Origin of the sequence: Streptomyces thermospinosisporus, from assembly GCF_039526425.1 — a bacterium.
In the GTDB taxonomy this organism is placed as follows: domain Bacteria; phylum Actinomycetota; class Actinomycetes; order Streptomycetales; family Streptomycetaceae; genus Streptomyces; species Streptomyces thermocarboxydovorans.
Map to the genome: position 1 here is coordinate 50,015 of NZ_BAAAIZ010000096.1, position 26,632 is coordinate 76,646.

Here is a 26,632-nt window from a genome sequence, read left to right on the forward strand (position 1 = left end):
CCTCACACGGCCCCAGGGCCGTCGGTCGTCGGGAGGATCGGGGAAGTCGTCAAGGAAGAGTACGGCGAGCACCGTGCTTTCGTCTTCGTGCAGGTCCCCTACCCGTACGGGGGCGGGCGACGCAGCAGGACGAACGACCTCCGGGATCAGCCGTCCCGGAGGCGGTCGACCAGCGCCAGTCCGTGGGCGTTGTAGGACTCGACGATCGCGCGGGCGGCCTTGATGTCGCCGCGCGAGAGGGCGTCGACCAGGGCGGTGTGGTCGGACCACAGCCGCCCCCGCAGGTCGGGCATCCGCCGCAGCTGCTGCACCACGCACACCCAGGTCTGCACCCGCAGCCGGTGCAGGAAGTCGCTGAGGTACGGGTTGCCGAACAGCGACCCGAGCTCGCGCCAGAAGCGCAGGTCGTAGCCGATGAGCACGGTGAGGTCCCCGGCGAGGGCCGCCCGCTGGGCCTCCTCACCGCGCCGCCGGACACCGGCGAGGGCGGCGGCGGTCCGGGGTTCCTCGGGCGCGAGGTGGGTGAGGCGGCCCTCTTCCAGCGCGGCGAACATGCCGTCGGTGACCAGGCTCCGCGCCTCGATCATGCCGCGGAAGTCGGCCGCGGAGTACTCGTGCACCCTAAAGCCGCGATGGTGGTCGGCGTCGAGCAGGCCCTGCGCCGAGAGGTCGACCAGCGCCTCCCGCACGGGGGTCGCGGAGACCCCGTACTGGTCGGCGATCTCCTTGACCGTGAACTCCTGCCCCGGTTGCAGCCGCCCGGCCAGCACCTCGTCGCGCAGCGCGTCGGCGATCTGCTGCCGCAGGGTGCTGCGGGTCACGGCGACATGGCCGCTGAGCATGGTCGGGTGTCTCCCTCGTCGCGAAGCCGGTGACGTGCTCGTGGGGACCTTAAGCCCCGCGGGCCGGTCCGGTGGCCCGCGGCGCACACGGCCGCCCGCGCGGGCCCGGTCCACGGTCCTTACGAGCACGTCACCTTACGCGTTGGGGCAGGGCAGGCCCCATGCCCCGCCCGGTGCCGCTACTCCACGTGCTGGTCGGCCACCGACAGTGCCGCGTCCAGCACCGCCAGGCCCTCCTTCAGCTCCGCCTCGCTCACCGTGCACGGCGGCACCACATGGGTGCGGTTCATGTTCACGAAGGGCCACAGGCCGCCCTCCTTCGCGGCGGCCGCGAACGCCGCCATCGGGGCGTTGGCCTCGCCGGCCGCGTTGTACGGCACCAGCGGCTCGCGGGTCTCGCGGTTGCGGACCAGCTCCACCGCCCAGAACATGCCGACGCCGCGCACATCGCCGACGCTCGGGTGGCGCTCGGCCAGCTCGCACAGTCCGGGACCGAGGACGGTCTCACCGAGCCGGGCCGCGTTCTCGACGATGCCCTCCTCCTCCATCGCGTTGATCGTCGCGACGGCGGCGGCGCAGGCCAGCGGGTGGCCGGAGTAGGTCAGACCGCCCGGGTAGGCGCGCTTGCCGAAGGTCTCCGCGATCGCGCCGGAGATGGCGACGCCGCCCAGCGGCACATAGCCGGAGTTCACGCCCTTGGCGAAGGTCATCAGGTCGGGGACCACGTCGTACAGGTCCGCCGCGAACCACTTGCCGGTCCGCCCGAACCCGGCCATGACCTCGTCCAGGATCAGCACGATCCCGTACTTGTCGCACAGCTCCCGCACGCCCGCGAGGTAACCGGCGGGCGGCACCATGATCCCGGCGGTGCCGGGGATGGTCTCCAGCAGGATCGCGGCGATGGTCGACGGCCCCTCGAAGGTGATCGTCGTCTCCAGGTGCTCCAGCGCCCGGGCGCACTCCTGCTCCTCGGTCTCGGCGTAGAAGCGCGAGCGGTACAGGAAGGGCGCCCAGAAGTGCACCACGCCCTGCGAGGCGGTGTCGGAGGCCCAGCGGCGCGGGTCGCCGGTGAGGTTGATCGCCTGCTGGGTGCCGCCGTGGTACGAGCGGTACGCGGAGAGCACCTTGGGGCGGCCCGTGTGCAGGCGGGCCATGCGCACCGCGTGCTCGTTGGCGTCGGCGCCGCCGTTGGTGAAGAAGATCTTGTCCAGGTCGCCGGGGGTGCGCTCGGCTATCAGCCGGGCCGCCTCCGAGCGGGCCTCGACGGCGAACGCCGGCGCGAAGGTCGTCATCCTCGCCGCCTGCTCCTGGATCGCGGCGACGACCTTGGGGTGCTGGTAGCCGACGTTCGTGTAGACGAGACCACTGGTGAAGTCGAGGTAGCGGCGCCCGTCGTAGTCCCAGAAGTACGACCCCTCCGCTCCGGCGACGGCGAGCGGGTCGATGAGCTCCTGCGCGGACCAGGAGTGGAAGACGTGCGCACGGTCGGCGGCCTTGACGGCGGCGCCGGCCTCGGGGTTCGGCTGAGGGGTCTGAGGGGTCATACGCCGAGCGTAGGGGGCACGCGGGCGGCGGCGACATCGGCGGCCTGTCTGCGGTCGCGGGGTTTCCGCGACAAGTTGTCGACAGCAGGGGCGGAAGGCAGGGCCTACGGGCCATTCGGCTATTGACAGCATGCTGTCGAAATGACAGCATTTTGTCATCGGGAGCAGGACCACAGGACCAGAAGCAGGTGTCACCCATCCCCCCGAGCCCAGGGAGCGGTCATGACCCGCAAACCCGTCCACCTCGCCCTCTACGACACCTTCGCCGACTGGGAGACCGGCCACACCACCGCCCATCTCACACAGGCCGGGTTCGGGATCCGTACCGTCGGACCCACCACGGAGCCCGTCACCACCATGGGCGGACTGCGCATCGTCCCCGACCTGGCGCTCGACGCGCTGCGCCCCGAGGACAGCTCGCTGCTGATCCTCACCGGCGCCCGCCTGTGGGACGAGGGCGACTCGCTCGCCCCCTTCGCCCGGGCCGCCCGCGCCTTCCTCGACGCCGGGGTGCCCGTCGCCGCGATCTGCGGCGCCACCGCCGGGCTCGCCCGCGACGGCCTGCTGGACGACCGGGCGCACACCAGCGCCGCGCTGCCCTACCTCGCGGCCACCGGATACGCGGGCGGGGAGCGGTACGCCGGCACCGACGCCGTCACCGACCGCGGGCTGATCACCGCCGGGCCCACCGAGCCCGTCGCCTTCGCACGCGAGATCTTCCGGCTGCTCGGCGCCTACGACGAGAAGGTGATCGACGCCTGGTACCGGCTGTTCCACGACTCGGACGCCGCCGCGTACGCCGAGCTGCAGGCGGCGGCGCAGTGAGCACAACGACCCCGGACGACGCAGGCGGCAGGGCGCGGCAGGAGCTGCTCAGCCGCGCCGCGCTCGGCGTCTTCCGGCTCAACGGCCAGTTCCTGCAGCTGGCCGAGGAGCTGGCCCGCCCCGCCGGCCTCACCGCGGCCCGCTGGCAGGTGCTCGGCGCGGTCCTCACCGAGCCGCTGCCGGTGGCGGGCATCGCCCGCGTCATGGGCATCACCCGGCAGAGCGTCCAGCGCATCGCCGACCTGCTGGTCGGGCAGGGCCTCGCCGAGTACCGCCCCAACCCGGCCCACCGCCGCGCCAAGCTCCTCGCGCCCACCGAGGAGGGGCGGGCCGCGATCGCCCGCATCGACCCCGGGCACGCGGCCTTCGCCGAGCGGCTGGCGCGGGCGTACGGGGAGGCTGAACTGGCCGGTGCGGTCGCGGCCTTGGAACGCCTGTCCGAGGTCCTCGACCGCCTGGACGGGCCTGTTACGGAACCGTAGAGGTAGCCCAGCTCACCCCGCCCCGGCCCGGCACTATCCTCGGCTTGTTGCTCACTTGGGGGGAAGGCGGCGCAGCGATGGAGAAGCTCGGGCCCGGGGATCCGCAGCAGATCGGGGCGTACCGGCTGCTCGCGCGGCTCGGGGCCGGGGGGATGGGGCACGTCTATCTGGCCCGTTCCGAGCGGGGCCGCACGGTCGCCGTGAAGCTCGTCCGGGAGGAGCTGGCCCGGCAGGAGGAGTTCCGCGCGCGCTTCCGGCAGGAGGTGCAGGCGGCCCGGCAGGTCGGCGGCCACTGGACGGCGCCCGTGCTGGACGCGGACACCGAGGCTTCGGTGCCGTGGGTGGCCACCGGGTATGTCGCGGGGCCCAGCCTGCAGCAGGTCGTCGGCCACGACCACGGGGCGCTGCCGGAGCGGTCGGTGCGCATCCTCGCCGCCGGTCTGGGGTACGCGCTGAAGGACATTCACGCGGCGGGGATGGTCCACCGGGACCTCAAGCCGTCCAATGTGCTGGTCACCATCGACGGCCCGCGGGTGATCGACTTCGGGATCGCGCGGGCCCTGCAGACGGTGACCGACGGCGGGCTCACCCGCACCGGGGCGCTGGTCGGCTCGCCCGGCTTCATGGCGCCCGAGCAGGTGCGCGGCGACCGCATCACCCCGGCCTGCGACGTGTTCTGCCTGGGCTCGGTCCTCGCCTACGCCGCCACCGGCAAGCTGCCCTTCGGCACCGCCAACAGCGGGGTGCACGCGCTGATGTTCCGCATCGCGCAGGAGGAGCCGGACCTCGAGCCGGTGCCCGAGGCGCTGCGGGACCTCATCAGCGACTGTTTGAAGAAGGATCCCGCCGCGCGTCCCGGACTGGACGAGATCCTGCGGCGGACCGGGGCTCAGGACACGGTCGCCGACGGCCGCTCCCGCGACCCGTGGCTCCCGAGCGCCCTGGTCGCCCAACTGGGCCGCCACGCGGTGCAGTTGCTGGACACGGAGGACCCCGAGGCCCCGGCGGCTCAGGCGGCCCCGGGCGGGCCGACGCCCACCGCCGTGTCCGGGACCCCGGCCGGTGCGTCACCCGAGGGGGCTGCCCGAAGCGCTCCCGCCGCATCCTCCTCCGGCGCCGCCCCCGCCGCGACGCCCGAACACGCCCCCGCGGACGACGACTCCGCCCCGCCGCCTCCGGGTGAGCCGGGCAGCGGAGGCCCGGTGAACCACCTGCCGACCGTGGTCGTCGGCGGTCCGGGCGGCACCATGCCGCCCCCGGGCCCGGCCCCGGGTACCCCCGGCCACCCGCAGCAGCACCCCCAGCCCGCCGCCTACGGCTACCCGTACGGCGGTTACCCGAGCGGCGCCACCCCGCCGTACGGCCCACCGCCCTACTACGGGGCACCCGGCGGGCAGGACCCCCGGCGGGACCCGCGGTCCTCCACCGCGATGCTCGTGCTGATCGCCCTGGTCGTCGCGGTCGCGGCGGGCGGCACCGTGTACGCGCTGATGAGCGGCGGCGACAAGGACCAGGCCGAGCATCCGCCGCCCTCGACGGCCGCCACCGCACCCGGGACCACCGGCGCCACCACCCCCACCACCGGACCGGACGACCCGAAGCGGCCGAGCACCACCCCGCCGCCGTCCGACGGGGCGATCCCCACCGCCTATCTGGGCAGCTGGTCCACCTCGTTCACCAACGCGATGGGGGAGCACTCCCGCCGGCTGACCCTCCAGCAGGGCGAGACCGGCGACACGGTGCTCTCCCTCGTCGCGGACGGCCCCACCGGCAACGGCACCTACCACTGCGTCTTCGAGGCCGACCTGACCTCCGCCTCCGACGACCGGCTGCGGCTCGGCCCGTCCACGGTCACCGTCGGCCGGCCCAGCAGCGCCTGCACACCGGGCTCCGCCAGCGAGATCACCCTGCTCCCGGACGGCTCGCTCCGCCGCGTCCACAGCGGGGGCGAGCTGACCTTCAACCGGGACTGACCCCGGCCCCTGGCTCTACCTGGGCCCCGGCTCTACCTGGGCTCTGGCTCCTACCTCGGCTCCGGGGGCCGCTGGCGCGGCATGTTGGGGCGCGGCTGGCCGGGGTGCGACGGGACCCGCCCGTTCGGCGACGAGCCCTGCTCCTGCCGCCCGCCGCTCGCCACCGCCGTGTGCACGCTCACCGGCGCGCTCCCGGTGCGGAACTCCACCATCCAGCCCGCCGTCTCGACCCGCACCAGCTCCGTGATGTCCTCCGAGAAGCGGCGCAGCACGCTCAGGCACCGCTCCGCCGCCTCGCTCGCCGTGCCCTCCGCGGGACCCAGCACCTCCCGGACGCACTCCGACGCCCAGTCGAACTGCAGCGCCTGCAACCGCCGCTGCACCGCCTGCGCGGTCGCCACGTCCCGCATCCAGCCGGACGTCACCCCGAAGAACCGGTCCCCGGCCACACACGCCACACCCAGCAGCAGCGCCAGATACCCCCAGGGCGCGACCCCGTTCACCGCCCCGGCCAGGTCCAGCAGCGGCAGCGCCGCCCCGGTCACCGCGCCCGCCGCCGCGCCGGAGCGCAGCGCCCGGGCGCACCGGCGTTTCCAGACCCGGTCGGCGAGATACCAGGCGGCCGTCTCCAGCGCGCCCCGCTCCACCCACCGGTACAGCTCGTCCAGCCGGGCCGCGGGCTCGCCCCAGTCACCGAGCGGGAAGACCCGGCCGCCGAGGTCCCCCGGCCCCGCCTGCCCCGGCCGCAGCCAGGCCGCCCCCTCGCCGCGCAGCTCGCCCCGCCCGTTCTGAGGCCGACCCTCGGGCTGCATCTCCGGCTGACCCACCCGGTACTCCCTACTGACCGCGACTACGTGACTGACCCCGACCGATCCGCCTGCTCCCCGACCGCCCCCGGCCGGCACGTACCGTTCACTCCGCGCACCCGGACGATGACGCCCGGTGTCGATGCGGCGGACCCTTGATACCGCCCAAAGGGTGGGCGCGCCGGTGTTTCGGCCGCTTTTCCGCCCGTACGGGGGCCTTGATCAGGTATAGGGTCCCGGCGCGGCTCACTCGAAAGAGTGCTGGGGCGACGGCCGCTGCGACCACGTAGGCTCGTGCCGAACGGGAAAACGCCCGACAACGCGGTGACGATGGGAGCTGATCGTGATCCCCGGTGGTGGCCAGCCCAACATGCAGCAGTTGCTCCAGCAGGCCCAGAAGATGCAGCAGGACCTGGCCAAGGCGCAGGAGGAGCTGGCCGGCACGGAGGTCGAGGGGCAGGCCGGCGGCGGCCTGGTGAAGGCCACCGTCACCGGCTCGGGAGAGCTGCGCGCGCTGAGGATCGACCCGAAGGCGGTGGACCCGGAGGACACCGAGACCCTCGCCGACCTGGTCGTCGCGGCGGTCCACGCGGCCAACGAGAACGCCCAGGAGCTGCAGCAGCAGAAGCTCGGCCCGCTCGCGCAGGGCCTGGGCGGGGGCGGCATCCCCGGTCTGCCGTTCTGAGTCGCTCTGCCTTTCTCAGACCGGCCGAGCCCTCTACCGTACGTAGTGAAGGAACCCCAGGAAGGACGGCAGTCCGTTGTACGAAGGCGTGGTGCAGGACCTCATCGACGAGCTCGGGCGGCTGCCCGGCGTCGGTCCGAAGAGCGCCCAGCGGATCGCCTTCCACATCCTTCAGGCGGAGCCGGCCGACGTACGGCGCCTCGCGCACGCGCTCATGGAAGTGAAGGCCAAGGTCCGCTTCTGCGCGGTCTGCGGGAACGTGGCGCAGCAGGAGCAGTGCGGCATCTGCCGCGACGCCCGCCGCGACCCGGCCGTCATCTGCGTCGTGGAGGAGCCGAAGGACGTCGTGGCGATTGAGCGCACCCGTGAGTTCCGGGGCCGCTACCACGTCCTCGGCGGCGCGATCAGCCCCATCGACGGAGTGGGCCCCGACGACCTGCGGATCCGCGAGCTTCTGGCACGGCTGGCCGACGGCACGGTCAACGAGCTGATCCTGGCCACGGACCCGAATCTGGAGGGCGAGGCCACGGCCACCTACCTCGCCCGCATGATCAAGCCCATGGGCCTGAAGGTCACCCGCCTGGCCAGCGGCCTCCCGGTGGGTGGCGACCTGGAATACGCGGACGAGGTCACCCTCGGCCGTGCCTTCGAGGGGAGACGACTCCTAGATGTCTGATGCCACGCTGCACGCGACGGACCAGAACCCGGACGACTTCGCGGTCCAGATCGCGGATCAGATCGAGAGCTTCCTGGTCGCCGTCACGGAGGTGGCGAAGGGCGACGAGCCGGACTCGGCCGTCCCCTTCCTCCTGCTGGAGGTCTCCCAGCTCCTCCTCGCCGGCGGCCGGCTGGGGGCGCACGAGGACTTCGTCCCCGACGAGCGCTACGAGCCCGACCCGGGCCCGGAGCCCGACGTGGACGAACTCCGCGAGAACCTGGCCCGCATGCTGGAGCCGGTCGACGTCTACTCCGAGGTCTTCGACCCCTACGAGCCCCGCAAGAAGCCGGTCCCGGCCCGCATCTCCGACGACCTGGCCGACGTCATCACCGACTTGCGCCACGGCATGGCCCACTACCGCGCCGGCCGCACCACCGAGGCCCTGTGGTGGTGGCAGTTCTCCTACTTCTCCAACTGGGGCAGCACCGCCTCCGCGACCCTGCGCGCCCTGCAGTCGGTGGTGGCCCACGTCCGCCTGAACCAGCCCCTCGCCGAACTCGACGGCCTGGACACCGACCAGGACGTGGGCGACGACACCCTGGAGTTCGAGGCGGGCAGGGTCATGGCCCGCGAGATCGGCGAGCCGCTGGGCATGCGCCCGGTGCAGTGACGCCTGCGGCCGCAAGGCCGACTTGCCAACTGGCGTTCATCGCTGCCCCCTGACGCCCAGCACCCGTGCCCGTGCCTCCGGCGGGACGTGCGGGGCGGTCCGGGTCGGGATGCCGTACCAGCGCAGGGGCCAGGTGTTGCCGTCCAGGGCCGGCACCCCGAGGTAGGTGACGGCACGCTCACCCCGGCCGCCGAGCTGCTGCCCGCCCGGGGGCCCCGAGGCGGCACTGCGCAACCCCTGGCCGGCCAGGAGCAGTTGGGCCGCCTGCTCGAGGTGGGGCCTCCCCGCAATGTCGCCCTGCAAGTACTGCCGTTCGAGCGAGCCATTCCTGTGGCGCTCCTGGGCCCCATGGTGTTGCTGGAGACGCGAGCGCATGAGCGATTCGCTTTCACCGAGGGTTCGTTGGCGAGCGATCTGTCGGCCGATCCGGGGGTTGTCAATCGTGCGACCGAGCGGCTTAGCATGATCCGCGCACAGGCTCTCAGCCCTGCTGAGTCGGCCCGCTTCATCGACGGGATGGTGGCTCAGCCATGAGCGACCAGCGGAAGTGGATCAGGTCGAGCTACAGCGACGACGAGGGCGGCAACTGCGTCGAGGTGGCTCTGGAAACCCCCGTCCACATCCGCGACTCGAAGAACGCCGAAGGCCCTCGTCTGACCGTTCCCGCGTCCGCCTGGGCCGCCTTCATCGCCGAACTCCGGCCCGGGGCCTGAGAACTCGGGCCCGGCCCACCCCACACGATCACCTTCTTCCCTGCGCCGTATCGTGGTGCGGCATGTGGCCAGGGGAGCAGCCGGCGAAGAGTGAGCACGCGTGGCGGGACATGCCCACGAGCCCGTCCGGGCAGCCGGCCGGACCCCCGCCGCCCCGGCGGAGCAACCGGGCCGTCACCGTCGCGGTCGCGGCGTCCGCAACGGTGGTCGTGGCGTGTGCGGCCGTCGCCGGGTACGTACTGCTGGGTGACGGCGACGGCAGCGATCCGGGCCCCGCACCCGCCCCGCCTACGCAGTCCCGGAGTCAGAGCCCGGCGGACTCCCGGGGCGACGCCGGCCCGGAACCCCTCGTCCGCGGCTGGAAGGTCGTGCTGAACCCGGAACGGGGCATCGCCTTCGACGTGCCGCCCGAGTGGGATCCGAAATCCGCGGACTGGGTCCGGTACACGGCCGAGAACGACGACCCCGAGGACACGCCGCTGGTCGCCATGCGCGCCCCGGCGTATCTCAAAGAGAAGTGGTGCACCTCGGACGAGAACCGGGACGGGTCACAGGAGGACACCCCGCTGGCGAGCGTAGGCAGCAGGGGGAACAGCGGGGCCGCCGATCCCCGCGAGGCCGCCTCCGGCGATTCCCGGGCCTGGGTGTACGGGGAGTACGCCCAGCCGGACCGCGGCAAGGTCCGTTCCGGCCGCGTGGAGAACTTCACCACCCGGTCGGGCCTGTCCGGCACCCTGGCCTCCGCCTGGTCCACTGGTGTGAGCACGGCAAAGAAGTGTGCGTCGGACGGCCGGGCGTGGACCTTCGCTTTCCGGGACTCCGAGGGGAAGGTCATGTCCGTCTCCCTCGTCGGCGCCACGAAGGTGCCCGGGGAAGTGACCGAGACCACCGTGCGCAAGATCATGGGGACCGTGCGCCTGGAATCCGGCTGATTCCGCCCCGGCAGGTGTGTGACTCAGGTCGCTTTTCCGAGTGGTCTTGGCGGCCCTGGGCATGAGCCCTGCTGCACGGGTGCCCGGATGTCTCACGATGCGATATCGCGAAGGGGAAATTCGGACGCTCGTTAGACTGACTGCCGACTGCGGCCTGCACACATGTGTACGGACCGTGGAAAACGACGGACTGAGCGAGGAGCGCACGTGGGCCTTGTCGTGCAGAAGTACGGAGGCTCCTCCGTAGCCGATGCCGAAGGCATCAAGCGCGTCGCCAAGAGGATCGTGGAAGCCAAGAAGAACGGCCACCAGGTGGTCGCCGTGGTTTCCGCGATGGGCGACACGACGGACGAGCTGATCGATCTCGCCGAGCAGGTTTCCCCGATGCCTGCCGGGCGCGAGCTCGACATGCTGCTGACCGCCGGAGAGCGGATCTCCATGGCACTGCTGGCCATGGCGATCAAAAACCTGGGCCACAACGCCCAGAGCTTCACCGGCAGCCAGGCAGGTGTCATCACCGACTCGGTCCACAACAAAGCCCGCATCATCGATGTCACGCCGGGCCGGATCCAGGCCTCGGTGGACGAGGGCAACATCGCCATCGTCGCCGGGTTCCAGGGCGTCAGCCAGGACACCAAGGACATCACCACCCTCGGGCGGGGCGGGTCCGACACCACGGCCGTGGCGCTGGCCGCAGCGCTGAACGCCGAGGTGTGCGAGATCTACACCGACGTCGACGGTGTGTTCACCGCCGACCCGCGCGTGGTGAAGAAGGCCCGGAAGATCGACTGGATCTCGTTCGAGGACATGCTCGAACTGGCCGCCTCCGGGTCCAAGGTGCTGCTCCACCGCTGCGTGGAGTACGCCCGCCGGTACAACATCCCGATCCACGTCCGCTCCAGCTTCAGCGGCCTTCAGGGCACGTGGGTCAGCAGCGAGCCGATCAAGCAAGGGGACAAGCAGGTGGAGCAGGCCATCATCTCCGGTGTCGCGCACGACACCTCCGAGGCCAAGATCACGGTGGTCGGCGTGCCGGACAAGCCGGGCGAGGCTGCCTCGATCTTCCGCGCCATCGCCGACGCCGAGATCAACATCGACATGGTGGTGCAGAACGTCTCCGCCGCGTCCACGGGGCTGACGGACATCACCTTCACGCTGCCCAAGACCGACGGCCGCAAGGCCATCGACGCCCTGGAGCGGGCCAAGGCCGCCATCGGCTTCGACTCGCTGCGCTACGACGACCAGATCGGCAAGATCTCCCTGGTCGGCGCCGGCATGAAGACCAACCCGGGTGTCACGGCCGACTTCTTCACCGCGCTCAGCGACGCCGGGGTGAACATCGAGCTGATCTCGACCTCCGAGATCCGCATCTCGGTCGTCACGCGCAAGGACGACGTGCAGGAGGCCGTGCGCGCCGTGCACACCGCCTTCGGACTGGACTCCGACAGCGACGAGGCCGTCGTCTACGGAGGCACCGGCCGCTGATGGCCGGTACCGGACGGCCCGGCGGGGTCGTGCGGCCGACGCTCGCGGTCGTGGGGGCGACCGGTGCCGTCGGCACGGTCATGCTGCAGATCCTGTCCCAGCGGAAGGACATCTGGGGCGAGATCCGACTCATCGCCTCACCGCGCTCGGCCGGCCGCAAGCTGGCCGTGCGCGGTGAGGAGGTCGAGGTCGTGGCGCTCACCGAGGAGGCCTTCGACGGCGTCGGCATCGCCCTGTTCGACGTGCCCGACGAGGTCGCCGGGCAGTGGGCGCCCGTCGCCGCCGCGCGCGGCGCGGTGGTGATCGACACCTCCTGCGTCTTCCGCATGGAGGACGAGGTGCCGCTCGTCGTCCCCGAGGTCAATCCGCACGCGGTACGGCTGCGGCCGCGCGGCATCATCGCCAACCCCGACTGCACCACCCTGTCGATGATCGTCGCCCTGGGTGCGCTGCACGCCGAGTTCGGCCTGCGCGAGCTGGTCGTCTCCGCCTGCCAGGCCGCCAGCGGCGCCGGGCACGCGGGCGTGCGGACTCTGCGCGAGCAGCTGTCCCTGGTCGCCGGCACCGAGCTGGGCACCAGCCCCGGCGACGTGCGGCGGGCCGTGGGCGACAACACCGGGCCCTTCCCGGAGCCGGTGGCGCTGAACGTGGTGCCCTGGGCGGGGACGGTGCGGGAGGACGGCTGGTCGTCCGAGGAGCTCAAGGTCCGCGAGGAGACCCGCAAGATCCTCGGCCTGGCGAACCTCCCGGTGGCCGTGACCTGCGTACGGGTGCCGGTGGTCACCACGCACTCGTGCACCGTGCACGCCCGCTTCGAGAACGAGGTCACCGTCGACCGGGCCCGGGAGATCCTGGCCACGGCACCGGGTGTGGTGCTCTGCGACAACCCGGCCGCGGGCGAGTTCCCCACGCCCGTCGACGCGGTCGGCACCGACCCGACGTGGGTGGGGCGCGTACGCCGGGCGCTGGACGACCCCACCGCGCTGGAGCTGTTCGTCTGCGGGGACAATCTGCGCAAGGGCTCGGCCCTGAACACCGTGCAGATCGCCGAGCTGGTGGCCGCCGAGAGCTAGCCTTCCGGCGGTCCGCACGCGGAGGATTTGTCCTGCTCCGGGCCCTCAGGCGGAAAAGTTGTGCCCAGCACTAAGATTCCATGAAGGGCGTGTGTAAATTTGCCTCCCCGTTCTCCGCAACCGCGCAGAGGGCGGGGAGCGTCTATGCGGTCACCCTTTCCGGTGCGTGGGGACGCCTGGAACCGGGCGTGGGGACGCCCGTTATGACGCGACATAGGGGATGAGCGGGGCACATGAGGGCAAAGGACGTCGGCGCAGAAGTGACGCCCGGCACGTACAACCCTTACGAGGGGAAACGTGTCCAACTTGCGTGGCTGAGGTACTCGACTTCACAGCGCCGCCTGGCTTGGGCCTGCGCCCGCCCCGCCAGGCCGTCCGACCGCGTATGCCCGGGTCGCCCGGTGGCATGCCGGTGATCGCGCCGATGCCAGCAGCGCGGCCGGCCCGCCTCCCGAACCAGCGTGACGGCGCCGACGAGGCAGTGGCGGCCGGAACGACCGTCGATCACCTCACCGAGACCTACCGGGCGCACTACCGCTCGCTGCTCGGTCTCGCCGCGCTCCTGCTCGACGACACCGCCTCCTGCGAGGACGTCGTCCAGGAGGCGTTCATCCGGGTGCACTCCGCCCGCAAGCGCGTCCGCGACCCGGAGAAGACCCTGGCGTATCTGCGCCAGACGGTCGTCAACCTCTCCCGGTCCACGCTGCGCCGCCGCATCCTCGGGCTGAAGCTGCTGTCCAAGCCGATGCCCGACATGGCGAGCGCGGAGGAGGGCGCCTACGAGCAGCTCGAGCGCGACTCCCTCATCCAGGCCATGAAGGGGCTGCAGCGCCGCCAGCGCGAGGTGCTGGTGCTGCGCTACTTCGCGGACATGACCGAGGCCCAGGTCGCCGAGACCCTCGGCATCTCGCTGGGCTCGGTCAAGGCGTACGGTTCGCGTGGCATCGCGGCGCTGCGGCTGGCCATGGAGGCGCCGGCATGAGCGACGGCAGCACCGCCCGCCCCGAGGGCACAGGCCCCGAGCAGGGGCGCGAGTCCACTGCCCCGGCTGGGGCCGAGCAGGGGCGCGAGTCCACTGCCCCGGCTGGGGCCGAGCAGGGGCGCGAGTCCACTGCCCCGGCTGGGGCCGAGCAGGGGCGCGAGTCCACTGCCCCGGCTGGGGCCGAGCAGGAGCGCGAGTCCACTGCCCCCGCTGGGGCCGAGAAGAGGCGCGAGCCCACCGCGCCCCCCGAGGCCGAGGAGACGCGCGAACCCACCGCGCTCCCCGGGCCCGGGGCCAAGGAACCACACGCTGGGAACGGAACAGTGAACGACGGCCTCGACGGCCAGAGCCCCGAGGGGCTCGACTCGGACGAGCAGAAACTGCGCGAGCTGCTGCACCAGGCGGTGCGGCAGGTCGAGCCGAGCGACGGCACCCTGGAGTATCTGCGCCGCGCCGTCCCTGCCCGCCGGGCACGCAAGCGGCAGGCGATGATCGGCATGGCCGCCGCCGCCCTCTTCGTCGGCACCGCCGTCCCGGCCCTCGTGCACGTCTCCAACAGCACCGGCTCCGACGCCAACCCCTCCGCCGTCGGCCACGCCTCCCAGACCCAGGGCGGCACCGGCGACGCCATGGGCGGAACGGGCGGCGAGACCACCGCCGGCAGCTCCTCCGACGAGGCCGGCAAGGGCGGCAAGGAGAAGGGCAAGGGCAAGGAGAAGGGCACCCCCGGCGCCACCCAGGGCGCCACCGAGGGCACCGGCCCCTCCGCCGGCACCACCGCCGAGGCCCCCGCCTGCACCAGCGCCCATCTCGGTCCCGCGGTCGCCACCAGCGCCGCCCCCGACTCCACTGGCGCCGTCTACGGCTCCTTCCGGGTCAGCAACGTCTCCGGTACCCGCTGCACCGTCACCGGCCCCGGCGGCGTGACCGTCACCCCGGCGGGCGCGGCCGACCGGGCGAGGATCGGCACCTCGCGCCATGTCGCGGGCGACCCGGCCGCCGGGCTGCCCGACCCCTCCCTTGAGGTGCCGCAGCTGGTGCTCAAGCCGGGCGAGGCCTACGAGGTGAAGTTCGCCTGGGTGCCCACCGAGACCTGCCCCACCCCCGGCGACTCCTCCGGCGGCCCCACCACCGACCCGTCGCCCACCGACGAGCCGGCGCAGGGCACCGAGGGGGCGACCACGGGCAGCGACACCGGCACCTCCGCCCAGCTGCTCACGGAGGACGGCCCGGCCGACGGCAGCGTCACGGTCACCTACACGCCCGCGACGGGCAGCGGCTCCGCGTCGGCCGTGGTGGGTAACGCCTGCGCCGGCTCGGTCTACTGGACGGGCTTGCTGACGGCGACCTGATCCTCGCCGGTCTTGTCGGACCTTGCCGTCCCGCCGGACGCGCCGGCGCTCGCCGTACCGTTCGTCTCGGCCGTACCGTTCGTCTCGGAGGCGGTCCCGTTCGTCCCGGCAGTACCGTCCGTTTCAGCGGTCCCGTTCGTCCCGGCCGCCCCGTCCGGGACGAGCCCGAGCTGCGCGTCGCGGGCGAACTCCAGCTCGCGGCGCAGCAGCCGGAACCACATGAACACCACGAAGCCCACGAAGGCGAACCACTCGGCGGTGTAGCCGAGGTTCTGGAAGGCCTTCAGGTCCAGCCCCGTGCCGCCCGGCACGGTGGCCGGGACCGCCTTCATCCCGGAGTCGCCGCGGTTGAGCGTGACGTACGCGTCGTACACGTCGTAGGGCACCAGGTTCACCAGGGACGCCGCGCTGATCGCCGCCGTCTGCCCCCGCGGCAGCCCGCCGCGGGCGCTCACCCCGTTGTTGCCCGGGGTCTCCGACGCCTGGAGCGCACCGGTCACGCTCACCTCGCCGGCCGGGGGCGCGGGGACGTCCGCCTCGTCGGGCGTGCCGGGCAGCCAGCCGCGCACCACCGGCAGCGCCTTGCCGCCCTCCGTGCGCAGCAGCGTCAGGACGTACGTGCCCTGCTTGCCGTCCAGCTCGCGGTCCGGCACCAGCAGCTGCTCGTCGTACCGGCCGCGCGCGGTGACCTGCTTGCCGGAGGTCTCCTTGGTCACCGGCAGCATCGCGTCCAGCGGCCGGGGGGCCTCCTTCCGGGCGGACGCCATCTGCTCCTCGGCCTGGCGGTGGCCGTCGACCCGGTCCTCGAACCGGCCGAGCTGCCAGGACCCCATGAAGATGCAGAAGGGAATGGCGAGCACCACGAAGAGGTTGATCCCCCACCACCGGGGCGTCAGCAGAAACCGGTACACACCACAACGGTACGGGGCAGCCGCCGGCCGGAAACCGTGGGGGTCCTGGAGGGCTCGCGAAGGTTGTCCACAGGCCGGGCGGGGGTGACGGTGCGATGTCCCTCCGAGCGGGCAGTATGGCCCCATGACTGAGCCACACGCCGCCCCAGCCTCCGAGATGCCCGACTGGGAGAAGCGATTCCGGGCCCCCCGGGTGTCCCTCCCCGAGTGGGCGGAGGACGCACCCGACCGTTCCCTGTTCGTCTCCAACGCCACCGGCACCTACGAGCTGTACGCCTGGGACCGCAGGACCGGCGAGCAGCGCCAGGTGACGGACCGGCCCAACGGCACCACGGACGGTGTCCTCTCCCCGGACGGCGAGTGGATCTGGTGGTTCGACGACAAGGACGGCGACGAGTTCGGCGTCTGGCGCCGTCAGCGCTTCGCCGGCGGCGAGGACGAGCTGGCCGTCCCCGGCCTCGACCCGTCCTACCCCGCCGGTCTCGCCCTCGGCCGGGACGGACGCACCGCGGTCGTGGGCCGCTCCACCGACGAGGACGGCACCACGATCCACCTCGCCCGCATCGGCGAGCGGCCCCTGGAGATCTACCGGCACCGTGAGTCCGCGGGCGTCGGCGACCTCTCCCACGACGGCTCCCTCATCGCCGTCGAGCACACCGAGCACGGCGACGCGATGCACTCCGCGCTGCGCGTGCTGCGCCCCGACGGCAGCATCGTCGCCGACCTCGACGACACCGAGGGCGGCACCCGCGAGCTGGGCCTGGAGGTGCTGGGCTTCGCACCCGTCGCCGGGGACACCCGGCTGCTCGTCGGGCATCAGCGGCGGGGCCGCTGGGAGCCGATGGTGTGGGACGTGGCCACCGGCGAGCAGACCGACCTCGCCCTTCAGCTGCCCGGCGACGTGAGCGCGGAGTGGTACCCGGACGGCACCGGGCTGCTCATCGTGCACAGCTTCGAGGCCCGCAGCGAGCTGTTCCGCTACGACCTCACCACCCGCGAGCTGATCGAGCTGCCCACCCCGCCCGGCACGGTCTCCGGCGCCACCGCCCGCCCCGACGGCACCGTCGAGTACCTGTGGTCCTCCGCGGCCGAGCCCTCTGCCGTCCGCTCCACCGCCGGCGGTGTCGTCCTCGACCCGCCCGGCATGAAGTCGCCCGGCTCGGTGCCGGTGGAGGACGTCTGGGTGGAGGGGCCCGGCGGCCGCATCCACGCCCTGGTGCAGAAGCCGGCCGGCGCCACCGGCCCGCTGCCCACCGTCTTCGACATCCACGGCGGGCCCACCTGGCACGACAGCGACTCCTTCGCCGCCGGCCCCGCCGCCTGGGTCGACCACGGCTATGCGGTGGTCCGCGTCAACTACCGCGGCTCCACCGGCTACGGCCGCGCCTGGACGGACGCGCTCAAGCACCGGGTCGGCCTGATCGAGCTGGAGGACATCGCCGCCGTCCGCGAGTGGGCGATCGGCTCCGGCCTCGCCGACCCCGACCGGCTGATCCTCACCGGCGGCTCCTGGGGCGGTTACCTCACCCTGCTCGGCCTCGGCACCCAGCCCGACGCCTGGGCGCTGGGCATCGCCGCCGTCCCCGTCGCCGACTACGTCACGGCCTACCACGACGAGATGGAGGCCCTGAAGGCGATGGACCGCACCCTCCTCGGCGGCACCCCCGAGGAGGTCCCCGAGCGCTTCGAGGCGTCCTCCCCGATCACCTACGTCGACCAGGTCAAGGCCCCCGTCTACATCTCCGCCGGCGTCAACGACCCGCGCTGCCCCATCCGCCAGATCGAGAACTACGTCCGCCGCCTGGAGGAGCGGGGCGCGGTCCACGAGGTCTACCGCTACGACGCCGGCCACGGTTCCCTGGTGGTCGACGAGCGCATCAAGCAGGTCCGCCTGGAACTGGACTTCGCGGCGCGGCATCTGCCCTGAGCGGGGCAGAGCGGCACGGCACCTGCCCTGAATGGGGCAGAGGGGAGGCCGCCCCGACCACCCCTCTCCCGGACCGGTCACCCGTTGGCACACCGATCCGGGGCACGCAGCGGAGGGCACCCGAGACCGTCTATACGATGTCCGCCCGTATTCGACGTCCGCCCGTACGACAGGCGGCGGTGCCGGAAGGGAGACGAGGCGTGGGGGAGGAGCAGCAGGGTCCCCGGCGGCGGCGCGGTCAGGGCCAGTTGGAGGCGATGGTCCTGTCGGCGCTGCGGGAGGCCGACGGACCCGCGACGGCGGGCTGGGTGCAGCAGCGGCTGGGTGGCGACCTCGCCTATACGACCGTGGTCACCATCCTGACCCGGCTGCTCGCCAAGGGCGCCGTCACCCGGGAGCGCGCGGGCCGGTCCTTCGCCTGGACCCCCGCCGCCGACCAGGCCGGGCTGGCCGCCCGCAAGATGCGCAAGGTGCTCGACGCGCAGAGCGACCGGGAGGCGGTGCTGGCCAGCTTCGTCACCGGTCTCGGGCCGGACGACGAACGGCTGCTGCGCGAACTGCTGCGGCAGGCGGAGGACGAAGGCGGCGAAGGAGAAGAAGGAGAAGAAGGAGAAGAAGGAGAAGAAGGAGAAGAAGGAGAAGAGGGGGAAGACTGAAACCTCATGGGGGTGTTCGTCCTTCTTCCGCTGGTGCTGCCCCTGACCGCCTGGCCCGTCGCGCGCCTCGCCGAGCAGCATCTGCATCCCAGGACCGCGACCCGGCTGCTGACGGCCGTGACCGCGGTGATGGCGGTGTGCAGCACCGTCTGCCTCGCCCTGCTGATGGTGGTCGGCACGGCCCAGCTCCCCGGCAATCCGCTGCCCGACGGCTGGTCCGACCCCGAGGTGCGCGAGGCCGTGCCGTACGACGAGGTGGCGGGCCGGGCCGCCATCCCGGCGCTCGTCCTGGTGCTCGCCGCCTGCGCCCGTACCCTGTGGCGGCACGGCCGGGTCCGGCGCCGCGCCCACCGCGCGCTGGCCGGGGTGCGCGGCAACCAGGTGGCGGTCCTCCCCGACGACGTCCCCTACGCCTACGCCCTCCCTGGCGCCGGCCGACGGGACCGCGTAGTGGTGACCACGGCCCTGCTGGACCACCTGGAACCGGCCGAACGCCGCGCCCTGTTCGCCCACGAGCGCGCCCATCTCACCGCCCGGCACCACCGCTTCCTCCTGGTGGCCCAACTGGCCGCCCGGACCAACCCGTTCCTGCGCCCCCTGCGCACCGCGGTGGCGTACACCGCGGAGCGCTGGGCGGACGAGGACGCGGCCCAGGCGGTCGGCAGCCGCCGGACCGTGGCCTCGGCGATCGGCAAGGCCGCCCTCGTCTCCCGCGGCACACCGGTTCCCACGCTGGCCGCCCTGGCGGCCGTCGGACCGGTGCCCCGCCGGGTGGCGGCCCTGCTCGCTCCCGCTCCGGCGGCACGCCGCTGGCCGCCGGTGTTCACCTCGGTCGGGCTCGCGGCCTGGGGAGCCGCCGCGGGAGCCGCCGTCTCGGCCATGTCATCGGCCAACTCGGCGGTGACCATGGTCCTCATCCTCCGCGCGGCGACGCCCCTGTGAGGTGCGGGCCGCTCGTCGATCCCCTTCGCTCTGACGCGTCTCTCAGAGATCGAACTCGTGCGGCGGCAGGCCCAGGGCGTGGCATGCCTCCCGCACCACGGCCTGCTCGTCCTTGTCGAAGTCACCGTCGGCGCCGCCGATGACGATGCCGATCTGGATGACGGCACGGGCCTCGGCGGGCTTCTTCCTCGCCTTGGCGACCTCCTGCATCACGCTGACCTTGCCGAGCGCGAAGTCGGTGGTGAGCCGGCTCAGGTTCTCCTCGAAGCGGCGGTGCAGGTCGTCGGGCGCGAAGTTCTTCAGCACCTCGTTGGTGGCGATCAGCTGGGCCACCCGCTGACGCTCCGCGGGGTCGATCGTGCCGTCGGCGGCCGCGACCAGCGCGCACATCGCCATGCTCGCGTCGCGGAAGGCACCGCTGGTCAGTTCGTTCTTCTTCGCCATCAGCTGGGTCTGCATCGTCGATGCGGACTCCCTGATCCGGTCCCACAGGGCCATGCGCTCTCCAAGAGGTGAGGGGGCTTCGCGGCGCGGCGGCCCGGGTTCCTGGTCCCGGCCCGCCGCCCGCATCTTCTACAAGAAGGTAGAAGTTCCGTGCATCTTCTACAAGAACGTAGAAGTTCCCCGGTGGGTTCCCACTGGGCCGTCAGCCCTCGTCAGCCCCCTTGTCAGCTCTCGTCAGGCCCCGCCGGGCTCGTCAGCCCTCTTCGTCCTCTTCACCCTCGAAGAAGTCCCCCACCTCATCGACGACTTCGGCGGCCACCATGCCGCCGGCCACACCCACCGCGAGCCCGGCCGCCCCCGCGGCGATGGCGGTACCCATGCCCGGCCCGGACCGGTGCCCGTCGTGGTGCTCCCCGTGGCCGTACGCGCCGAAGGACCCGTGCGGGCCGGGCGAGCCGTGGGCCGCCCGCTGCTCGATCAACTGCCGTACCCAGTCGTCGACTTCCGCGTTCCAGTCACGGGCGTCCTGGTGCCCGACGGTGAAACGGGTGAGCGCGTCGTGCCCCGCGGAGAAGAAGCCGCCGCGCTTGTCCGCCTCCAGGACCACCTCCATGCCGCCCGGGTTGGCCAGGAAGGTCACCTCGATCTCGTTCACCTGGTGCGCGTACTGCGGCGCCGGGGTGAGCTCGATCTCCTGGTAGAAGGGCAACTGCTGGCCGGTGCCGCCGATGCGCCCGTACTCCAGGTCGGCCGACTTGAAACCGAAACCGAGCTGACCGAACGCCTCGAGAATCGCCTCCTGCACGGGCAGCGGGCCCACGGCCAGCGGATCGAGGTCGCCCTTGTCCCTGGCCCCGGCCACCGCCAACTCCGTGCGCACACCGAGGACGACGCCGAGGGGCTGCCCGTGCAGCTCGGTGACCGGCGTCTCCCACGGCAGCGTCACACTGAACGGCACGCTGCGCTCCTCGCCCTCGGCGAGGCGGAAACCGCCGCCGACCGTGTAGCGCTCGAAGGCGACGACGCCCTCGCTCTCACCGCCCTCGTGCTCGGCCTCGACGCGGGCCACCAGCTCCAGGGTGATGTGCTCGATGTCGAAATCCGCGTTGCCGCCCTTGAGGCGCACCTGCCCCGACAGCGCCCCGCCGGGCCGGAAGGGCCCCGCGTCCAGCACCGTGTCGACGGTGGGCCCGCCCACGCCGAGCGAGCCGAGCAGTCGCTTGAACACCATCCTGGCGTCCACTCCTTCACATGCGTGCCTCACTGAAGGACGGCGCCGGACACCGTCCTTCTACAAGTGAGTAGAAGCATAGAGCGGCAGCTCGCTCAGACGGTGCCTGACCGCCGGTAACCCGCCCACAACCGGCCACTCACCTGCCCGAGCACCTCGTCGACGACCACCACCAGCGGCTCCGCCCGGCCTTCCAGTGCCTCCCGCAGGCCATGCCGAAGGCGCGAACTCAGCCCCGGCGCGGCACTCTCCAGACGCCGTGCCGTCCACTTCCCGCCACCGCTCCACGTACCGGCCGCCGCCAACGCCAGCTCACCGGTCCGGCGCACCAGTTCCGTCGCGATGAACAGACGCTCGTCCGGGTCCACGCTGCCCGCCAGATCGTCCAGCAGGTCGGTGATCGCATAACGCCGATCGCCGATCTCCTCCGCGGACTCCGCGCGCGGCCCCGCAGCCACCAACTGCCGTGCCCGCGCGGCGATCCGCGCCCCCAGCCCGTCCGCGTCGACGAGCAGCACCCCGTCGGCACACATCCACAGCAGCGGAGACCGGCGCCGCGGCAGCTCCCGCTCGACGTACCCGTGCCAGGACGCCTCCGTGTGCACGAACATCTCCACCGGCCACCCGCCGTGCAGGAAGCTCGCACGATACGGCGCCGGGGGCCCGTCGAGCAGCACCACGATGTCCAGATCCGACGTCGCCGTCCCGCGCCCCGCCGCAACACTCCCGCCCAGAAACGCGGCCCGGGCCTCCGGATGGCGCCCGGCCACCACGGCGCGCGCGGCCTCGACCGGATTCGTCCTCTCGTCAGCACCGAGGTCCGCGGCCATCGTCAGTCGGTGCCCGCAGCGCCGCCGGTGATCCATGTGTGGACCGCCTGCCGGTCGTCGTCCGTGAGCTGCATCTGCGCATTGGTGCAGAGCGTGCAGACGTTGCTCGCCCATGCCTCGGCGAGTGCTTCCGCGGTCACGGACTGGGTCAAGGTCTGGCCGGCGTACTTGAGACCTTTGATGACGAAATTGATGGCATTGCGGGGAACCGGCGTGCCCAGTTCCTCGGTCCTGTCACGTACACGCTTCGACGTCGGGAAGAGAGCGAACGCGTTCTGCTGCAGGTCCTCGGCAAGGGTGACGAACAGTGTGCGGTATGCGTCGGACGGCAACGGGGGGACCCCGGTCACCGTGCTCACCTGCTGAAGGAACGGGTCGATCCTGGTTCGCTCGTCGCTGACGATGTCGTCCGTCGAGTGCCGTGCCGGGTCGAGGACATAGCCGGGCACGGTGGATTCGTACCGCAGGTCGCCGAGATGCGCCGCCAGGAAGGCCCGGAAGGATCCGGTGCCGTGCCAGTTGCTCTCCTTGATTCCCGGGTCGACACGAAGGGCGGCCTGCGCCGCGGCGGCTGCGGCAAGGGGACGATCGGCGCCCCGTACGGCCGCGCGGATGGCATCGGCGACCGCGGCGACATCGGCGGCCGGCCGCGCGGCGACCGCACGTGCCTGTCCCGCGGACGTCAAGAGCGGGGAGGCGGGAACACAGGGGAACGAAGGCTCCTCGTCGGGCTCGGAGAGGTCGCCGAGCGCCGCTGCGGCGAGTTGTTCCGGCGTGACGAGCGTGTCGCAGTTCGCCCGGAGGGCCGCGGCACTGAGTCCTGCCGTCACCACCGTGGTCCACCGATCCTGAGCACGCAGCCTGCGCAGCACGGGAGTGAAGTCGGCGTCCCCGGAGAGGATGACGAACTCGTCGTACCGAGTCGGATTCCCGAGGGCGTCCATGATGTCGAGCACCATGTAGATGTCGGCGCTGTTCTTGCCCTGAGTGGTGAGGGGCGGGCAGTCGATGGCGCGGAATCCGCTCCGGGTGAAGACGGCGCGATAGCGTCCGAAAGCCAGCGGGTTCAGATAGACGTCGCGCACGAGGAAACGCCGTGATCTGACGCTGTTCTGGCCGGCTCCGGCGCCGTCGACCGTTTCCAGCCAGCTCATCCACTGAGCCGGGCGGGTCGCAAAGGCCTCGGCCGCCTCCGCATCGAATTCACGGAGACCCAGGAAAATGTTGTCGAAATCGACGAACAGTGCTGCCTTTCGGGGCTGGCTGTACGCGCTGTGCACCGGGAACTTCAACTGCTCACCTCCGTGGCACCCTCGACGGGCGCTTCGTCCGGATCTCGTCCATCTTCAGCCCGCCACTGGGAGGGTGCACCCAGCGAAGAGACAGATGTCTGTCCCGCCGGTCGCACCGTGCGGGCCTGGCCGAGGCCTCTGTACCCGCGGTCAGCTCCGGCAACGGACAGGGCTCTCCGGGCCCTTCCTGGCTCAGGCCTGCGCAGAGCGCTCCTGGCAGTCTGACGCTGAAAGACGCCCAGGAGGGCGGGAACGCGATGATTCGTCCACCGCTTCACCGCCGTCCGTCCCGGCCGCGGTCAGGCAAGGCAACGGCTCCGAAGGGCGCCCGTCGCCCCGGCCGGCACGGCTGGCGCTCACCGGCGCCGGCTCAGGACCCGTACGGCTGCTGCCGGGAGGGCTGCCCGAATCCCTGCCCCTGCCCCGGCCCGCCGACGGCCTGCGCCTGGAGCTGTGCCGCCTGCTCCTCGGTCACCCGCTGCTCCGCGCCGCAGAAGGTGCACTGGGTCGTGTACTTCGTCGAGATCGGGAAGAGCGGCACGAAGAACAGGGTGAACTTGGTGACCCGCTTGCGGAGCGTGTGCGCGGCGGGGTTGCCGCACTGGCCGCAGACCAGGGTCAGTATGGCGAGCTGGTAGAGGTAGCCCTTGGTGCCGAAGATGATCACGTCGTCGGTCCTTCCGGTCGGCAGTCGGCAGTGTGGCAGGCCGGAACACCGCCGCAGCCCCCACAGGAGAGTGTCCCTCCGGCGCTGCCGGGTTGTCGACCAGTGCCTGATCTTCCCGCAGCCTTCCCGCAGCGCTCCCCGCGCACCGTCAGTCGTACGCGAGCTGGTACGTGGCGAGGATCCGGTCGGGTGTCCCGGTGGCGGTGCGCGTCCGCCGTCGAGCACTGGGTCTCGTAGCGCCGCATCGGCAGCCTGAGCAGCTTGTCGATGATCCGCAGCCGCAGGACGACCAGCTTGCCCAGTTGGGAGCCGGGGCCCTGGCGCTCGGGTTTGTGATCACCATCGTGCGCGGGCTGCTGGTGCACTGGTGGATCCTTCTCATCGCTGCCGTGATTGCCGCGGTGGCCGGTGGTATGTGGCTGCAGCACGCACGGCAGCGGGCCGAGTGGGAACGAGTGTGTGCCCCGCGCACTACGGACGGGGATGACGGAGCTGGACGCCCTGTGCAAGCACCGGGGACGGAGACCGCGGGCCCCCCGCCGTCGGTGTCGGCGTATTCCAGCAGGTCAACGGCACCGGCACGGCTGATCCACGGAGCAGTGTCGCGGTCGTGCTCACCAAGGGCCGCTTTTCTTCCAGGGCCATCCCATGGGGCGCGGAACACCGGGGAAACCTCGTCGACCCCGTCTGCTGGGTGAAGGGGGGGCCGCCGGGTCCCGCCCGCTGTGGGAACTGTGGGCCGCATCCCTCCTTCCCGCCACCCACCCACTCTGCCTTTACCTGCTTGGCGGGGCGGATGATGCCGCACAAAATCCGAAGCGCGTCTGTTCCTGTGGCCGTTGGACGTCACAGAGCCGGCGGCGCATCTGCCCGACCCAGCCATTGGCAGGCTATCCGTCGCCATTCGCTGGTGACCGAAACCCGGCGCGGTCGAGGGGCAGTCGGCCATATCGCTCCTAGATTCCCGCGTCCACCACGCCCTCGCGCCCGGCGTCTCGGTGCCCTCCCTCTCCGAACAGCTCACCGATCGCCATCCCCGGAAGCTGGAGGGGCTCTTCACGCCCCTCCAGCTTCACGCGCACGCGCCACTGCTTGCCCCCGTGCTCCACCAGCACATCCGCGTACTGGCGCCCCGGCGACTCGACACCAACCAAGGACGGCCCGCCCTCCGGTCCGTACTCACGGAACGACAGGACGAACGGGAGTTCCTGGAGCAGATAGGCGAGGTGCGCCCACGCCGGCGAGCCCGGCTGCGGCGTCCACTCCACGTCGCTGCGCTCGGCGTCGGCCTCCGGCACCTCGCCGGCCTCGCTCACCAGAGCCCTCGAGTCAGGCTCGCCCACATGCCGGAAGGAGAACGTCCGCGCGGCCACGTCCATGGCCATCAGCTCCATCCCGCGCGGCCCACCCCTGAAGACCATGTCGGCAACGTCCTGAAAGAACCGCGCAACCTCCCTGTCCCGCGCGTCACGCAGACTCTTGTCCGGCTCCGAACCCCCCAGCGGTTCGAACGAGCCCACGGTGACGGGCTTCCGGCGCCGCTTGCCATGACCCACCGCGACCGATCCCTCTCGCACACGCACGGATGCTGCTGAGGCGCCAAGCTCTCAGCAGCATCCACGCTAGTCCTTCTGACTCAGTCCTTCTGACTCAGTCCTTCTGGCAGAGTCCTCTGACTCAGCCGGCCAGGACCAGGCGGCCCTTCTGCTCCTTCACAGGCTTGTAGGTGAACAGGTACTGTTCACCGCTGCCGGCCGCGTTCACCGATGCGACGGACATCTTTGGCTTGAACTTGGTGTTCACCCAGGTCGGGCATTTCACCGAGCCGACGCAGAATGCCGTTACCGCGCCGAGGAACGCCATCCGCGGGCCTTCGCCGACCGCGTACATCGTCTCGTCCGTCGCCAGCAGCATCTTGCGCCGTTCAACGATCTTGCACGAAAGTGGTCCGCACTTCACCCGGTGCGCCCACCCCGTCAGGTTGTACCGCTTCCCCGCGAGATGATCGATGTTCGGAGACTTGGCCAGCCATCCGATGATGCCGTACTTGGTGATGTTGTGCTTCTTCTTGATCTTCGTCCAGCCGAAGCCAACCATCTTCCCCTTCGCATTGCGGCGGTACTCGCCCAGCCGCAGCGGCAGGTCATAACGCTTGCTCCGGGAGTAGTCGAACTCCTTCAGGATTTTGTACTTTGACGATTTCTTGGCCGCAGCTGTCTCGGCCGGTCGCTCCGAAACCGTCGCCGCACGCTCACCCGCACCCACCTGGGCGGCCTGCGCCGGCGCGGCCCCCGCCAGCAGCGCCACTGCCACAACACCGGACGCTGCCACATGTATGCTCCGCATGGAACCTCGCTGTGGTCATCCCCCGTCGCCCTCCGGACGAGGCGTCAGAAAAGCACCATACAAAGCCTTTTCTTCCGCCTCTATTGTCACTTTGGACACTGCCCTTTCGGACCACTTTCGGCTCAGTCGCCCCACCGAGCATCCCGGCAGTCGGCGGCCGGCCGCGCAACTTCCGGCGGCTTCCCGGTACTCGCGCTTCTTCGGCTCCTGTTCGCGTGGCCGTCCTGGTCTTCACTTGCGCGTGCGCTGGATGACGACATGTGACCAGACTGGGTGCGGCAAACGATTCCCTACTTGTTTGTGGTCGCCTGTCACTTGGTGGATGGCGTCCCTTGAAGTGGTGTAGCCGTTCTTGGCCGATGTG

The 26,632-nt window shown here is 71.7% G+C and carries 28 protein-coding genes; 16 read left to right on the forward strand and 12 right to left on the reverse strand.

From position 1 onward, the window contains the following. Positions 1–146: 146 nt before the first annotated feature. Complete coding sequence (locus ABD207_RS26745) at positions 147–842, reverse strand: GntR family transcriptional regulator (protein WP_344015735.1); 696 nt, start codon at positions 840–842, stop codon at positions 147–149. Positions 843–1,021: 179 nt separating this feature from the next. Beyond that, positions 1,022–2,386, reverse strand: coding sequence for an aspartate aminotransferase family protein (locus ABD207_RS26750; RefSeq protein ID WP_344015736.1), 1,365 nt, complete (start codon positions 2,384–2,386; stop codon positions 1,022–1,024). Between the two features lie 222 nt (positions 2,387–2,608). Here ABD207_RS26750 and ABD207_RS26755 point away from each other — a divergent pair, with 222 nt between their 5' ends. The 3 genes from ABD207_RS26755 (at position 2,609) to ABD207_RS26765 (ending at position 5,666) form a co-directional block, all read left to right on the forward strand. After that, complete coding sequence (locus tag ABD207_RS26755) at positions 2,609–3,211, forward strand: DJ-1/PfpI family protein (RefSeq protein WP_344015738.1); 603 nt, start codon at positions 2,609–2,611, stop codon at positions 3,209–3,211. Next, positions 3,208–3,693: a MarR family winged helix-turn-helix transcriptional regulator gene (locus tag ABD207_RS26760; RefSeq protein WP_344015739.1), complete on the forward strand. Its 486-nt coding sequence runs from the start codon at positions 3,208–3,210 to the stop codon at positions 3,691–3,693. The genes ABD207_RS26755 and ABD207_RS26760 overlap by 4 nt, the downstream gene beginning before the upstream one ends. Positions 3,694–3,770: 77 nt before the next feature. Next, positions 3,771–5,666 carry a serine/threonine-protein kinase gene (locus tag ABD207_RS26765; RefSeq protein ID WP_344015741.1) on the forward strand — a complete coding sequence of 632 codons (1,896 nt, stop codon included), beginning with the start codon at positions 3,771–3,773 and terminating at the stop codon, positions 5,664–5,666. A gap of 50 nt (positions 5,667–5,716) precedes the next feature. Here the strand turns inward: ABD207_RS26765 and ABD207_RS26770 are convergent, their stop codons facing one another. Beyond that, positions 5,717–6,493, reverse strand: coding sequence for an SLATT domain-containing protein (locus ABD207_RS26770; protein WP_344015742.1), 777 nt, complete (start codon positions 6,491–6,493; stop codon positions 5,717–5,719). Between the two features lie 322 nt (positions 6,494–6,815). Here ABD207_RS26770 and ABD207_RS26775 point away from each other — a divergent pair, with 322 nt between their 5' ends. The 3 genes from ABD207_RS26775 (at position 6,816) to ABD207_RS26785 (ending at position 8,485) form a co-directional block, all read left to right on the forward strand. Continuing rightward, complete coding sequence (locus tag ABD207_RS26775) at positions 6,816–7,157, forward strand: YbaB/EbfC family nucleoid-associated protein (protein WP_344015743.1); 342 nt, start codon at positions 6,816–6,818, stop codon at positions 7,155–7,157. A 76-nt stretch (positions 7,158–7,233) separates the two neighbouring features. Further along, positions 7,234–7,833, forward strand: a complete 600-nt coding sequence (gene recR / locus ABD207_RS26780) for a recombination mediator RecR (RefSeq protein WP_344004130.1) — start codon at positions 7,234–7,236, stop codon at positions 7,831–7,833. Further along, positions 7,826–8,485: a DUF5063 domain-containing protein gene (locus tag ABD207_RS26785; protein WP_344004127.1), complete on the forward strand. Its 660-nt coding sequence runs from the start codon at positions 7,826–7,828 to the stop codon at positions 8,483–8,485. Before recR ends, ABD207_RS26785 begins: the two co-directional genes overlap by 8 nt. 36 nt (positions 8,486–8,521) lie before the next feature. Here ABD207_RS26785 and ABD207_RS26790 read toward each other — a convergent pair whose 3' ends face one another. After that, entirely contained in the window at positions 8,522–8,788 is a 267-nt protein-coding gene (locus ABD207_RS26790) for a hypothetical protein (RefSeq protein WP_344015767.1), read from the reverse strand. Between ABD207_RS26790 and ABD207_RS26795 the strand changes: the two genes are divergently transcribed. From ABD207_RS26795 to ABD207_RS26825, 7 genes are all read left to right on the forward strand, one after another. Further along, complete coding sequence (locus ABD207_RS26795) at positions 8,759–9,019, forward strand: Scr1 family TA system antitoxin-like transcriptional regulator (RefSeq protein WP_344015765.1); 261 nt, start codon at positions 8,759–8,761, stop codon at positions 9,017–9,019. The genes ABD207_RS26790 and ABD207_RS26795 overlap by 30 nt on opposite strands. Beyond that, a complete protein-coding gene (locus tag ABD207_RS26800) occupies positions 9,016–9,198 on the forward strand; it encodes a DUF397 domain-containing protein (RefSeq protein ID WP_344015745.1) in 183 nt (60 codons plus the stop codon). The genes ABD207_RS26795 and ABD207_RS26800 overlap by 4 nt, the downstream gene beginning before the upstream one ends. Before the next feature lie 110 nt (positions 9,199–9,308). Further along, complete coding sequence (locus ABD207_RS26805) at positions 9,309–10,130, forward strand: DUF8017 domain-containing protein (protein ID WP_344015746.1); 822 nt, start codon at positions 9,309–9,311, stop codon at positions 10,128–10,130. Positions 10,131–10,337: 207 nt separating this feature from the next. Then, positions 10,338–11,615: an aspartate kinase gene (locus tag ABD207_RS26810; protein WP_344000908.1), complete on the forward strand. Its 1,278-nt coding sequence runs from the start codon at positions 10,338–10,340 to the stop codon at positions 11,613–11,615. Continuing rightward, entirely contained in the window at positions 11,615–12,688 is a 1,074-nt protein-coding gene (locus ABD207_RS26815; RefSeq protein WP_344015747.1) for an aspartate-semialdehyde dehydrogenase, read from the forward strand. The genes ABD207_RS26810 and ABD207_RS26815 overlap by 1 nt, the downstream gene beginning before the upstream one ends. Positions 12,689–13,094: 406 nt before the next feature. Then, entirely contained in the window at positions 13,095–13,670 is a 576-nt protein-coding gene (locus ABD207_RS26820) for a SigE family RNA polymerase sigma factor (RefSeq protein WP_344001055.1), read from the forward strand. Then, the gene (locus ABD207_RS26825; RefSeq protein WP_344015748.1) at positions 13,667–15,022 is read left to right on the forward strand and encodes a hypothetical protein; all 1,356 of its coding nucleotides are present in this window, start codon (positions 13,667–13,669) and stop codon (positions 15,020–15,022) included. The genes ABD207_RS26820 and ABD207_RS26825 overlap by 4 nt, the downstream gene beginning before the upstream one ends. Here ABD207_RS26825 and ABD207_RS26830 read toward each other — a convergent pair. Continuing rightward, positions 14,992–15,933, reverse strand: coding sequence for an SURF1 family protein (locus ABD207_RS26830; protein ID WP_344015749.1), 942 nt, complete (start codon positions 15,931–15,933; stop codon positions 14,992–14,994). The two genes, ABD207_RS26825 and ABD207_RS26830, sit on opposite strands and share 31 nt — an antisense overlap. 124 nt (positions 15,934–16,057) lie before the next feature. Between ABD207_RS26830 and ABD207_RS26835 the strand changes: the two genes are divergently transcribed. The 3 genes from ABD207_RS26835 (at position 16,058) to ABD207_RS26845 (ending at position 19,458) form a co-directional block, all read left to right on the forward strand. Further along, the gene (locus ABD207_RS26835; RefSeq protein WP_344015751.1) at positions 16,058–17,860 is read left to right on the forward strand and encodes a S9 family peptidase; all 1,803 of its coding nucleotides are present in this window, start codon (positions 16,058–16,060) and stop codon (positions 17,858–17,860) included. Positions 17,861–18,117: 257 nt separating this feature from the next. Next, positions 18,118–18,516, forward strand: coding sequence for a BlaI/MecI/CopY family transcriptional regulator (locus ABD207_RS26840; RefSeq protein ID WP_425580830.1), 399 nt, complete (start codon positions 18,118–18,120; stop codon positions 18,514–18,516). A gap of 6 nt (positions 18,517–18,522) precedes the next feature. Continuing rightward, complete coding sequence (locus ABD207_RS26845) at positions 18,523–19,458, forward strand: M56 family metallopeptidase (protein WP_344015753.1); 936 nt, start codon at positions 18,523–18,525, stop codon at positions 19,456–19,458. 42 nt (positions 19,459–19,500) lie between these two features. Here ABD207_RS26845 and ABD207_RS26850 read toward each other — a convergent pair whose 3' ends face one another. The 7 genes from ABD207_RS26850 to ABD207_RS26880 form a co-directional block, all read right to left on the reverse strand. After that, positions 19,501–19,956 (reverse strand): tellurite resistance TerB family protein, encoded by a 456-nt coding sequence (locus tag ABD207_RS26850; protein ID WP_344015755.1) that lies wholly within the window; start codon positions 19,954–19,956, stop codon positions 19,501–19,503. A gap of 199 nt (positions 19,957–20,155) precedes the next feature. Continuing rightward, positions 20,156–21,133 (reverse strand): sporulation protein, encoded by a 978-nt coding sequence (locus ABD207_RS26855; protein ID WP_344015756.1) that lies wholly within the window; start codon positions 21,131–21,133, stop codon positions 20,156–20,158. Between the two features lie 95 nt (positions 21,134–21,228). Then, positions 21,229–21,963 (reverse strand): nucleotidyltransferase domain-containing protein, encoded by a 735-nt coding sequence (locus ABD207_RS26860; RefSeq protein WP_344015757.1) that lies wholly within the window; start codon positions 21,961–21,963, stop codon positions 21,229–21,231. 2 nt (positions 21,964–21,965) lie between these two features. After that, positions 21,966–23,255, reverse strand: coding sequence for an NYN domain-containing protein (locus ABD207_RS26865; protein ID WP_344015758.1), 1,290 nt, complete (start codon positions 23,253–23,255; stop codon positions 21,966–21,968). A 370-nt stretch (positions 23,256–23,625) separates the two neighbouring features. Continuing rightward, positions 23,626–23,922, reverse strand: a complete 297-nt coding sequence (locus ABD207_RS26870) for a zinc-ribbon domain-containing protein (RefSeq protein ID WP_344015759.1) — start codon at positions 23,920–23,922, stop codon at positions 23,626–23,628. A gap of 956 nt (positions 23,923–24,878) precedes the next feature. Further along, positions 24,879–25,343, reverse strand: coding sequence for a hypothetical protein (locus ABD207_RS26875; RefSeq protein WP_344015760.1), 465 nt, complete (start codon positions 25,341–25,343; stop codon positions 24,879–24,881). Positions 25,344–25,599: 256 nt separating this feature from the next. Then, positions 25,600–26,235, reverse strand: a complete 636-nt coding sequence (locus tag ABD207_RS26880) for a hypothetical protein (protein ID WP_344015761.1) — start codon at positions 26,233–26,235, stop codon at positions 25,600–25,602. Positions 26,236–26,632 lie beyond the last annotated feature (397 nt).

Bases quoted from the DNA above. Each gene is read 5' to 3' on its own strand.
- ABD207_RS26745 (WP_344015735.1), bottom strand. From the start codon at position 842: ATGCTCAGCGGCCATGTCGCCGTGACCCGCAGCACCCTGCGGCAGCAG.
- ABD207_RS26820 (WP_344001055.1), top strand. From the start codon at position 13,095: ATGCCGGTGATCGCGCCGATGCCAGCAGCGCGGCCGGCCCGCCTCCCG.
- ABD207_RS26805 (WP_344015746.1), top strand. From the start codon at position 9,309: ATGCCCACGAGCCCGTCCGGGCAGCCGGCCGGACCCCCGCCGCCCCGG.
- ABD207_RS26800 (WP_344015745.1), top strand. From the start codon at position 9,016: ATGAGCGACCAGCGGAAGTGGATCAGGTCGAGCTACAGCGACGACGAG.
- ABD207_RS26815 (WP_344015747.1), top strand. From the start codon at position 11,615: ATGGCCGGTACCGGACGGCCCGGCGGGGTCGTGCGGCCGACGCTCGCG.
- ABD207_RS26755 (WP_344015738.1), top strand. From the start codon at position 2,609: ATGACCCGCAAACCCGTCCACCTCGCCCTCTACGACACCTTCGCCGAC.
- ABD207_RS26850 (WP_344015755.1), bottom strand. From the start codon at position 19,956: ATGGCCCTGTGGGACCGGATCAGGGAGTCCGCATCGACGATGCAGACC.
- ABD207_RS26825 (WP_344015748.1), top strand. From the start codon at position 13,667: ATGAGCGACGGCAGCACCGCCCGCCCCGAGGGCACAGGCCCCGAGCAG.
- ABD207_RS26765 (WP_344015741.1), top strand. From the start codon at position 3,771: ATGGAGAAGCTCGGGCCCGGGGATCCGCAGCAGATCGGGGCGTACCGG.
- ABD207_RS26845 (WP_344015753.1), top strand. From the start codon at position 18,523: ATGGGGGTGTTCGTCCTTCTTCCGCTGGTGCTGCCCCTGACCGCCTGG.
- ABD207_RS26750 (WP_344015736.1), bottom strand. From the start codon at position 2,386: ATGACCCCTCAGACCCCTCAGCCGAACCCCGAGGCCGGCGCCGCCGTC.
- ABD207_RS26835 (WP_344015751.1), top strand. From the start codon at position 16,058: ATGACTGAGCCACACGCCGCCCCAGCCTCCGAGATGCCCGACTGGGAG.
- ABD207_RS26860 (WP_344015757.1), bottom strand. From the start codon at position 21,963: ATGGCCGCGGACCTCGGTGCTGACGAGAGGACGAATCCGGTCGAGGCC.
- ABD207_RS26855 (WP_344015756.1), bottom strand. From the start codon at position 21,133: ATGGTGTTCAAGCGACTGCTCGGCTCGCTCGGCGTGGGCGGGCCCACC.
- ABD207_RS26840 (WP_425580830.1), top strand. From the start codon at position 18,118: ATGGTCCTGTCGGCGCTGCGGGAGGCCGACGGACCCGCGACGGCGGGC.
- ABD207_RS26875 (WP_344015760.1), bottom strand. From the start codon at position 25,343: ATGGTCTTCAGGGGTGGGCCGCGCGGGATGGAGCTGATGGCCATGGAC.
- ABD207_RS26785 (WP_344004127.1), top strand. From the start codon at position 7,826: ATGTCTGATGCCACGCTGCACGCGACGGACCAGAACCCGGACGACTTC.